This window comes from Acutalibacter sp. 1XD8-33, from assembly GCF_003612555.1.
GTDB lineage: Bacteria > Bacillota > Clostridia > Oscillospirales > Acutalibacteraceae > Acutalibacter.
Map to the genome: position 1 here is coordinate 1 of NZ_RAZF01000084.1, position 1,407 is coordinate 1,407.

Below are 1,407 nucleotides of genomic sequence, written 5' to 3' on the forward strand. Positions count from 1 at the left end.
ATCCTGTCCACCTATAACCAGACCCAGAAGCAGTTCAACTTCCAGCTGGACAGCGCTCTGTGGACCAACGGCGGTACTCCTGCCGGCACCGATACCATCGACTGGACACCTGCCACCGACCTGACCGTTAACAGCGGTGCTGTGGATATGGCTCTGTCCCTGGGAGATACTCCTGAGGAGATCGCTGCTGCCAAAGAGGCCATTGCCGCGAAGTTGGCTGCCGAAGCCGAGGATGGCAGTTACACCATTGCTGATGGCACTACCATCACTCTCAGCCTGGAGACTAACGCTACTGAAGTAGAGCTGAAGGCTGCTTTCAATGATGAGGCTGGCAATCCCCAGACCGTGGTACTTTCCAGCGTCACTCCTGGTACCACAACCAATACGATGGACTTCGACATTGACGGCACGACTGTCCTGACCACAACCTTTACCCACGGCACTCCTGCCAGCATCACTTGGCCCGGCGTAGATCCCACCATCACTCTGGCCAATGTGATTGATGATGATCCTACGCACACCGCTGCCGATGAGATCACCGCTGCCTTTGCTTGGACTGCCACAGCTGACGACCTGACCAAGTTCAAGGCTGATATTGCCAAGAAGGTTGAGGCTTATCTGGATGGCTACACTGCCACTGGCGCAATTACCGTTCAGCTTCAGTTCGTCCATGACAACGGGGCTATGAAGATTCTGGCTCAGATCAATGACGGTGGCGTTAAGGCTAACGCCATGGAAGCCGATGGCACCACACCCAAGACCAACCCCATTGAGGTTGCTTCCGGCGCGCTTGACGCGGCTACCTCTCCTGCCGCCCCTGTTGCTCTGACATTTAAGGACGCCGATGGCACCACTGATGTGACTGCTGCTACCGTTACCTTTACGGTTGGTGCGAATGTGGGTACTGATGCCGATTGGGTTGGCGCTGACGTTGCCAACTGGGAGAGCACCGCTAAGGATCTTGGCGCCGATATGGCCTACAACGCCGCTGCTAAGACTCCTGACCTCAACAGCACCGCTTGGTTTACTCCCGCTGTAGAGCTGGCTAATAATGTCTCCTTTATCACCGGCGCAGCCGCCACGACCTTCCTGAACACGAACCTGGCTAACTACTACCTGGTGATGGATATGCCCGAGGGCGCTGTGGTTACCCCCGGCGTGTCCGGCCTGAATGGCAAGACCACCGCGAAGGTTGGCGGAAGCAACTGGGGCAATGGCATTGGCTACAACGCCGCCAACTGGCCCGTGGCCGCTCTTGCCTCCTTCGGTGACAACACTTACCTGAACAACTACACCGAGCTTGAGAATGGCGTGACCACTCTGGGCTCCTGGTGGTATGAGAAGAACTTCTCCTATGCCGAGAACGGCACCAAGCCGGGCGCTGGCATTAACACTGACATTCTGTAC

The 1,407-nt window shown here is 56.6% G+C and carries 1 protein-coding gene; it reads left to right on the forward strand.

What is annotated here, in order from left to right; translation table 11 throughout:
• The coding region (locus tag D7X94_RS18660; RefSeq protein ID WP_158591085.1) for a hypothetical protein at window positions 1-1,407 on the forward strand (1,407 nt) is incomplete at both ends.